The 9,945-nt window shown below is 60.7% G+C and carries 1 protein-coding gene; it reads right to left on the bottom strand.

Annotated features, from left to right (window positions below; genetic code table 11):
- Positions 1 to 1,010: 1,010 nt before the first annotated feature.
- The gene (locus ACILSQ_RS24370) at positions 1,011 to 9,386 is read right to left on the bottom strand and encodes a putative Ig domain-containing protein (RefSeq protein WP_395746283.1); all 8,376 of its coding nucleotides are present in this window, start codon (positions 9,384 to 9,386) and stop codon (positions 1,011 to 1,013) included.
- Positions 9,387 to 9,945: the final 559 nt, after the last annotated feature.

Raw genomic sequence — 9,945 nt, 5'->3', positions numbered from 1 at the left:
TGAACCTGCCGCTGTTGGCGAGGGTGACAAACTTCAATCGCTGTTCCGGTGTGGGGGTGGTGTTCCATGGCATAGACCACCCGCAAAGTGTAACCTATGTCCCCGGTCAATCTGTTACCTATGTTCCCGGTTCATACCGACAAGCGCCAAGAGGAGGGCAGGGCGTTGGGGTGTTCAGTTGGAAGTAAGTTTTCTTTTCTCCGTCAAAAAGCGTTGTCAGGGATATGAGCAATCCGCAGCCACAAGTGTGAAAGCGCTGGCTGCGGGGAACTCATAGAACTGCTTCCACATAGGAGGGTTCAAAAACCGAGAAGCTGGGCTGATTTTATTTTCTCAAATGGGTTGGCACGGCCAATGCCATTGGTTGGCGCGTGGGTTCATTTTCAACATAGGAGGGTTCGGAAACCGAGAAGCTGGGCTGATTTCAAATTTTCAAATAGGCTGGCACGTCCCGCGCTATTGGTTGGCTGGTGGGTTCATTTCTTGGCGCTTTCCAAGGTGTAGTTTAGTCACTCCAGCCGCGGGCAAAATCGGAGTCCCTGTGGACGCGATGTTAAATGCACCTACTGAATAACGATGATTACGTAGACACGAAGTGGCGCCACTAACGGGGTGCACTGCAATTGCCCCAGCTTTGGTGCGGCGCTTTAGATCGGCCACCAACGACTTCCATACATGAATCGCAACAGGGTCACAAGCACGTGTGGTGAACCAAGACTCCCTGAGTCCTGAATCGGACAATCCACCGACATCAACCGTTAGGCGATTTGGGTTTAAATCGGAAAAAGCTCCCGAATTATCAGCACCTAAATTGGGTTCTCCTAACGTCAACGAGAAACGTCGTGTGCGATCATCTATATCCAACATACATAACTCCTCCAGTGAGAGCGGTGTTGCCTTATATGGGCCATGTTCGAGAAGAACCACGTGCAGGTTGTGAGTCTTCGTCCACTCCATTAACCATGACATTAATTCTTGAGGCAAGACATGAAATTGGATCGATATAGTGCTCATTTTTTTGTTTGGGGTGTCACATAGGGGACAAAATCCGTGGGAACGCCTCCTGCATTGTTCAAATCGTCAAGAGCTTCCCGTTCACGTTTCACCGGTTGACCTTGAGAATCAACCTTTCCAATATTGCGTCCTTTCATTTCGCCTTCCGGTGTTTCATACAAAATGTCCGGCCTACGTCCATCTTTTTTGCCACCTGGAGTCGGAATAAGCTTTTCTTTTTCGCGACCACCTCCACCAATGATGTTGTTCCCCTCTTTTTCGAGTTTGTCAGCCTCTTCTCGAATCGTTTTATTATGTGGGGCGTCGGGATCAGTCTTTGGCCCCCGTTTGGCCGGGCTGCTGGGTGGCTCACTGTTACCATCAGCATCCACGCCGGGCGCGGGATCCAAAGCAGTCGATTCGGGATCCGGTGCCGTCACTACTTCAGTGAGGGCTTGAAGTGCGGCGATTCGATTTGCGGCCTGCATTGCAGCCTTGCCGCTATTAACCGCTGATTTTAGCAGCATTTCCTCTGTGGTAATCTCACCGTGCTCCTGTTGCCTGGCGAGGTCATTATTTTTTTGCCAAGCCCCCAATGAGAAGAAATTGAAAACGGCATCGAGACTGGCAACCCCTACGCAGGCTGGTCCCGCCATTATGGAGTCTTCCGCAACGAACTGAGCTGCCCAAGCGTTCATTTCATCCTGAAGAGCTAGACCTTGGGGGTCCCAAGCCGTCCAGGGATTCTGCTTTACATAAGCATACACATTCGGCCCATCCACCAACCCCGCCGGGTCACGGCTCAGCCACACGCCTGTCTCCAGATCCCGATACCGGAATCCCTCGTTCAACAAGCCCGTCGGATCTTCATCCTTCGTGTTCGCCCGCTGCTTGTCCTGGTTGCTGCCGGTTTCCTGCGTGCGGCGGCCGTAGGCTTCGTAACTGGCCGTCCACGTCAGCGTCGCGCTGCTGTCAGCCTGGGCCACGATGTCGCCACGTCCATTGCTCAGCGAGTATTTGGTACTGCCCCCGCGAATCGAATACAGCATGCCGCCCACACCGCCGCCCATATCGGGACCGCGAGTATACTCTACCGTCGGAGCTGTGGGAAGGGTCCCGGTGGTGCTGTCGTATTCCGCGAGACTCAGTCCTCCGGCGAACACGATGGCGGTTTGCGCTTGCTGCTCTTCACCCACAAGTTTGTGCGTGCCGATTCGCCGCGTGCGGTAGTCGTACTCATACGCATGCGTTTCTCCATTGGGCAGCGTCACGCTGCTGAGGCGGTCCTGCGCATCCCACTGGTAGGTGGTGGTCCCATTGGCGGCAGGTGGCGGATTGATGCCGCCGCCTGCGGAACCGCTCACCGTCTGCCCGATGCGGTTGCCCGCGGAGTCATACGCCAGCTCCGCGCTCTTGAGCATGCTGCCACCCGTCGTGTCCCATTGCTCCCAGTGCGTGAGCTGGTTGGCGTTGTTGTAGGTGTAACTCCACACGCCGGGGTCGGTGCCGCCCGTCACCTGCTTGCTCACGCGGTTGTTGGCAGGGTCGTAGCCATACGCCGTCGTCGTCACCCCGGCGGTCGGATCAGTGACCGTTTCGCTCAGGAGTCGGTTGTTCGCGTCGTAGGCCATGCTGGTGCTGCGGGTGCCGGCGCGGTTCGGCTCGCCGGTCCATGTTTCGCTCTGACTGGTCACATTCCCGAGCAAATCATGCGTCCATTCAAACTTCGTCAGCACATCTCCCGCCGCCATGGTCGGCGTGCGGTAGAGCACCCGTGTGGTCAGGCGGCCCAGTGCATCATACACGTTGCGCGTGGTCTGGCCGTTGCCGGCCTGCTGCATGATGGCACGCCCTCCCAGGTCATAGCCGTAGCTCGTGGTGCGCCCGCCTTCCACAATAGTTGCAGGGCGGTTCAGCGCGTCATACGTCGTCGTCACGCTGCGCCCGGTGCCATAGCTGGCCTGCGTGCGGTTGCCGCTGAGGTCATAGCTGTAGCTGTGCTGCACGCCGCGTGATGTTTCCGTGAGCACCCGGCCCAGCGCATCGTAGGTGTAGCTGACATTCGCAGCGGCGTTGTCTGCTTCCGTCACGCTCAGCAGGCGGCCTCCAGCATCATAGGCATGCGTGCGGTTCAGCCCCGGCGCGCTGGTGGCGGTGACGCGGTCGCGCGTGTCGTAGGTGTAGCTCGTGGTGATCCCGCGCGGCGAGGTCTGGCTGAGCTTGCGCATCTTGTCATAGCTGTGCGTCCACGTGTCCCCGTTGGCAAACACCTGCTGCGTCAGACGGTTGAACTTGTCATACGCAAAGGTCGTGATCTGGTTTTTGCCATCCTTGACCGTGAGGCGGTTGCCGGCTTCGTCATAAGTAAACGTGTTCACAATTCCCACCGCATCCGTCGTCTGCGTGAGGCGGCCATGCGTGTCATAGCTGTTGGTGGTGGTCTGGCCGAGCGGATTGGTGAGGCTCAGCGCCAGGCCGCCTGCATCAAACTTCGTCACCGTCGTCGGCGCTTCTCCGTCCACTTCGGGAGCAATCACTTTCCAGCTCCGTCCCGCCCGGTCGTAGAGCTTGCTCGTCACATGGCCTTGGGGATCGGTCACCGTGAGCACCTGCCCCAGCGCATCATACGTCGTCTGCGTGGTCGGCTGCACGCTCGCCCCGGCCTCAGCATCCCAAACGGTGGGTGCTGTCACCAGCACCGGGCGGTTGAGATCATCGTAAGTCGACGTCGTCACCCGGCCCAGCGGGTCGGTCACGCTCACCGCATTGCCGGCGGCATCATAGGCCGTCTGCGTCGTCGCGCTCACGCCGCCGATGGCGGGTGCGATCGTTTTGACCGCACGCCCCGCCGCATCGAACTCCGTCTTGGTCAGGTTCCCCAGCTCATCGACCACCTTCCACGGTTTACCGTGGTGCGTGTAGTCCGTGCTCACGCTGCTGCCGTCCGGGTGCGTCACCTGCTGGATCTGCCCAAAGACATCATACACCGTCAGCGTCACACGTCCCAGCGCATCCCGCACACGGGTGGGCCGCCCGGCCGCGTCATAGTGCGTGCAGGTCTTCGCGGCGATGCCGCCGGCATCCACCGTCTGCTCAGTCGTGCGATACATCTTGTCATAGGTGAGAAGCGTCACCGTGCCACGCGGATCGGTGATCTTGGTGGGCTTGAACCCGCTGCTGTCAAACACGCTGCCCCCGGAGTTCGCCCCGTACTCCAGCGTCGTCACCAGCCCGCCATCATCCGTGCTGATCAGCCGCCCGGCATCGTCATAAGTGTGCGTCGTCACCTTGCCGCGCGGATCCGTCTGCGTCAGCACCTGGTTGCGCAAATTGTAAGTCGTCGTTGTGACGATGTCCCCGTCATAGCTCACGCTGTTCCCGTTCACCGTCGCCGTGGTGTAGCCGGCGTCGGCCGTGCCGTTGCCATTGAGATCCAGCGTCGTCTTCACCCTGCGGTTTAGCACATCGTACTCATGCAGCGTCGCCACGCCGTTCTCGTTGGTCTCACTGACGAGGTTCCCATGCGCATCATACGCCAGGTCCTTGTGCGCCCCGTCCGGCCGCGTCACGCGCGTCAGTCGGTGGTGCGCGTCATAGCCAAAGCTCGTCACCTTCCCTCGCGGGTCGGTCACCCGGACCTTGCCCCCCGCCAGGTTGTTCAGTGTCGTCGTGCTCACCACGCCACTGGCCGTCGCGGTGCTCACCGTTGTCTGTAGCCAGCCAGTCGGCCCGCTGCCCAGCGCATAGGTCGTCACCGTCGCTGGCGCCGTGTCTCCGGCGTCCGCATCCACGGTGGACTTCGTCATCAGCCCCTTGTAGGTCGGGTGCTCGTACTCAAACGTCGAGTGCCGCTCCACCGTGCCACCCGCGCCCGTCACCGTCTCAGAGAGCTTCAAGCCCGTCACCGGCTGGATCTCGTAGCTCGTCACCACGCCCGTCTGGTCCGTCATCGAGGACATCACCCGCGTCGTCGGCTCATACGTAAAATCCTTGAAGTTCCCCAGCGCATCCGTTTCCCGGACGGGGTCGTCAAAGCCGCCCGCATAGGTGAACCCCGTTGTGTTCCCGCTCACATCCGTGGCGCTGGCCAGCGCCATCCCCGCCGTCGGCGTGAACGTGTAGGCCTCCATACCCGCCGCCGTGGTGATCTCCAGCCGCTTGAAGCTCAGCGTCGTGTCCCGGAACGGATCCTGCAGGTTCGTCTCATCGTCCTCCGGCGGCGGCGGGCTGTACTCCACGTGGGGCAGGCTGAAGCGGTAGGTCGTCTGCCCCACCGGCCCATTCACCACCGTCTGGGAAAACGGCTCTTCGGTCATGTGCGTGCGGATCACCGCGTCACGCGTCGTCTGGAAGGTCGTCACCCCGCCGTCGGGCAGCGTCACGCTGGAGACCAGCCGCGGCATGCCGCCCTGGGCAAAAGTCGTCTCCACCCCGTTGTGGATCTCCACATAAAACACCAGGTGGTTGTCCTGCAGCGCAAAGCTGTATTGCCGCCCCAGCTCATCGGTGATCTGGTTAACCGCCGCATGCCACGGGCCCTCCCCGTCCTCCAATGCGATGCTGTAGTCATACTGCACCGCCGTGGCCGCCGTGCCGCCGCCGCCCGCGCGCGTCACGCTGGTGAGCTTCTGCACCGTGGTCGGGTTTTCCACCCCCACCACCTGCGGCGTGTAATCGTAGTTGGTCACCGTCCCGTCCGGCCCCATCACACGCGTGATCACATGGCGCGCCAGATCCTGCGTGATGTACACCGCCAGCCCCGCGCGGTCAGGGTCCGTAATGCTGTCCGGCACCAGCTCCTGCGCCCCGGGATACGCATACACCAGCCGGTTCTGCAGGCGGTCGGTCACCGTCGTCAGGCGGTAATACTGGATAAGGTCCCGGGTCGCATTGCGCCCGTTGGTCCGCGTCGTCGCGTACTGATACACGCACTGCGTGCCGAAAAGCTTGGTATAGACAAACGTCCCGCCCAGGCGCGGATCGCTGCCAAAATACTCCAGCACATTGCTGCGCGCCTTCACATCGCCGCCGGTGTCCTTCGCCGCGCGCCAGTAGTCCACGAAGTCCGACTTCACCCGGTAGAACGAATGGCTCACTCCCTGCTCGTCCGTCACCGTCGCGTGGAAGCCGGAGCTGTCCACCTTCACCGTGGCGCAGAGGTTGGTGCTCCAGCCGCTGCCGAAAGGCCGGTCGGCACGCTCGTGCGGCTGCTGCCCAAAGCCCTCGTCCCATATGTCATCGGTCACGTCGCGCCGCACGCTCAGCGGCATCAGCGCGCCATCGGCGCTCACATACACGTCCGTCACCCCATGCCGCAGTTCACTGCTGTAGGCATCGACGTACGTCTCCTCCGCCACCTCCCCGCTCTCATCCTTCGCCTGTGGCTTGCCGTCGGAAAGCGGCATGCCGTTGAGCCCCACTTTGCGATAACGTGTGCCCGTTCCATCCGTCGTGCTCACACGGTGGGATTCGTCCGGCTCGGTCGTCGGCTTCGTGCCCACCTCCTTTTTCCACGGGACTTCCTCTGCATCGAGATTGGCCTGCTGGGACGTATGCTTGTCCACCTTCAGCGTCACACTGAACTGGGTGCTCGCCGTGTTCGTGTCCGCATCAGCCACATAAATCGTTCCCGCGTAGGTCACAGTCTGCGCGTCCTCCTGCGAGCTCTCGTTGTTGGGCACGTCGAGGCTGGTGTTGCTGCCCGTGTCATTCAGCAGACGGATCAGGACGTGCTGTCCGTCGATGGTGTCCTCCTTTTGATCCTGGCTTCCATCATCCCACACGATAAACCAGTGGTAGTCTCCCGCTCCGCCAGAGGCCTGATAGGCACCCGAAATCTCCAGAGGGATCGACGCCACCATGACCTCGAAGGGCAGGCTGGCGCTCTGGCTCGCTCCCGAAGAGTCCGTCACCGTAACGTCCACCATGTAGCTGCCCGCCATGCCGGGCGTCCCCGAGATGCTGCCATCAGCGTTGATGACCAGCCCGGCACCACCACCGGAGAAAGTGTAGATGCCGTCTCCACCACTGGCGGAAACTCCATTGCCAGTATACGGCACGCCCACCTTCCAAGATCCCAGCGACTGTGTCGAAACGAGCAGCGGCGGAGGCTGCGGCGCGTTGATCGTTATCGTGAAAACCTTCTCTTTGAAATGCCCGCCTATGTCGTCGGTGTCCGATGCATCCATGGCCGCCACCGTAAACGTGTAAGTCCCTGCGGTTGTGGGCATGCCGGCTAGCTGACCATCCGCTGAAAGCGTCAGGCCCTCAGGCAGGCTTCCATCGCTCACGGTAAAGGTTGGCTGGCCGTAGCCCCCCGTTGTCGTCAGTCTCTCTGAATAGGGTTTGTCGGTGTCACTGTCAGGAAGAAGGGAGTCCGTCGTAAAAGTGAGTGGCGCGCTCACCGTCAGTTGCAGTACCTTCGTGCAGCTCAAAGAGCCCTGATACACCTGCGCGCTCAGATTGCAGGAGCCCGTCACCGTCGCCGTACCGCTGATCGTCTTGCCATCGGAAATCGTCAGCCCAGGAGGCAGTGTCTGGCCAGAGGCCACGGACAGGTTAAATCCATACGAACCTCCGTCCCCCCCGCTGCCCGTGATCGTCGCTGTAAACGGCACCCCCATGACCATCGCTAGTTGCGCATTCGTCGTCGTGATGCCCAGAGGCGGCGGATTGCCGCCACCTCCTCCAGTTCCCCCGCCCCCGGTGCCTCCCGTGCCACCGCCACCCGTGTCTTCAGGAGTCCCCGAGATGTAGTAGTCATGCTGAGCGCTGCGGCCAGACTGATCGACCACCTGCACCGTGAACGTGCGGCCATCCTCCTGCGCCAGCGTCCCGCTGATCACACCCGTGCTGCTGTCCAGGCTCAGCCCATCTGGCAGACCTCCCGCGATGATGCTGAATGTGGGGGTGGTGATCACGCCGCTGAGCTCGATGGTGGCGCTGTAGCTTTCCCCCATCAGCCCCAGCGGCACCGATTCGGTGATGATCAGCAGCGGCGGATCATCCACCACCAGCGGATTGCGCCCCTGCGCATACTCCAGCGAGTTGATCAAAGAATCACCATCGGAATTGCTCTGCGCATCACTCGCATCGCGCGGGTCCAGGTGATACAGATGCTCCCACGCATCAGGCATCCCGTCGCCATCGTAGTCACCGCTCGCCACCCGCGCCGGCACCACGATCAGCGTCGCGTCCGCATTCAGCGCCGTCGCCAGCGCCAGCAGCCCGTCCGGCAGGCCGTCATTGTCACCATCCGTGCTCACCTGCCACTCAGGCGGTATGCCAGTGTTCCAGCTCGCGCCGGTGAGCTGGACATTGGGCGTGCTCCAGCCCATGCACAGCCGCCAGAGCCACTCCTGCATGTCCGTCACCCCCGCGTTGCGGCTGTGCGCGCTCCCCGGGTTCAGCCCCAGCGCGATCTCCTCATAGTTCATGAGCCCGTCCCCATCAAAATCCTCCGTCGCATCCGCCGCGTTGCTGTTGCTCAAAATGCCCGGATAAGCCGCGTTCCACGCATCCTCCAGCACGTCCAGGATGCCGTCATTGTCATTGTCATACGTGTTCAGGCTGGCGATCAGGCTCCAGCCATTGCGCCACGCCTGCACATTGGTGTAGCCATCGCTGTCCAGGTCGCCGTTGGCATCAGAGGCATCATTCGGGTCCATGCCGTAGCCCTGGTCGCGATACCACTCCTCCACGCCATTGGGAATGCCGTCGCCATCAGCATCCGCCTGGTCCACCATGTAGAAGTCACTGTAAGGCTGCGTGGGGTTCGTCTTCGCCAGCAGCGGATTGGTGTGGTGGTTGAAAAGCTCGTCAAAGTCCGAAAGGCCGTCATCATCCGTGTCCTGCTTGTTCGGGTCCGTGCCATACTGCGTGTTTTCGTCGTAGTCGCAGATCCCGTCATTGTCCGTGTCCGCATGGTTGGTGGGGTCATCGGGATACGTGTCCGCCGTGTCAGGAATGCCGTCGCTGTCGCGGTCATCCGTGGAGTTGCCAGGATATTCATTTCCCTGGTAGGTGTAGTGCGGCGATCCGTTCCAAGAGTCATTCGGATAACTGTCCAGGGCATCGGGAATGCCATCCCCGTCCTGGTCGTTCCATACGCCCCCATACTCGGTGCCGTTATACCAATAACTGCCATCGGGAAACGGGTCAAAATCGTTCGGCGTGCCGTCCCAGTCGCTGTCCACCCATGGGCCGGCGTACTCGACGCCGTTCCACCAGTAGCTGTAGCCAGCCCCCGAGAAGATCGGATCCACCACATCGGGGATGCCGTCCCCGTCCGCATCAGCCCAGTTGCCGGCATATTCCACCCCGTTGTAGTTGAAATGTGGCTGGCCGTTCCAGGCGTCATTCGGGTAGGGGTCCTGCGACTCCCCATTTGGCAAACCGTTGCCTGCATGCCGAAAAGAATGCGCCTTGGCGCTCGTTCACGCCACCTTTCTGCGGCAAAGAGCAAGCCTACATCATCAGGACAGTCGCATGCCTACCGAAGTTGTTTCCGAATCCGGCCATCACATGCGCGTTGCCGGCACCTCGGAAGAGTGATCAGGGAGCCAAACGCCGAGGGACGGAGGCGTTTGAGACAGTGTGAAACACTGCCCCGAAGGGGCGAACCTGCGGGGAGCAGGTGAATCAACCGCTCCGAGGCGGGCAAGGCGTTGGGGTGTTCAGTTGGAAGTAAGTTTTACGTTTCTCCGTCAAAAGCGTCGTCAGGGACATGAGCAAACCGCAGTCGCAGGTGTGAGAACGCAGGCTGCGGGGGATGCATGAAGCTGCTTCAACATAGGAGCGTTCGGAACCGAGAAGCTGGCCTGATTTCAAATTTCCAAATAGGCTGGCACGTCCCGCGCTATTGGTTGGCGCGTGGGTTCATTTTTCATTTTTTCCAAATGGGTTGGCACGGCCAATGCCATTGGTTGGCTCGTGGGTTTATTTTCCAGAGTC

Source organism: Prosthecobacter sp., assembly GCF_044227185.1.
Lineage (GTDB): Bacteria > Verrucomicrobiota > Verrucomicrobiia > Verrucomicrobiales > Verrucomicrobiaceae > Prosthecobacter.
The sequence above is the reverse complement of the archived record's forward strand: the minus strand, read 5'-3'. Positions and strand labels throughout refer to the sequence as shown.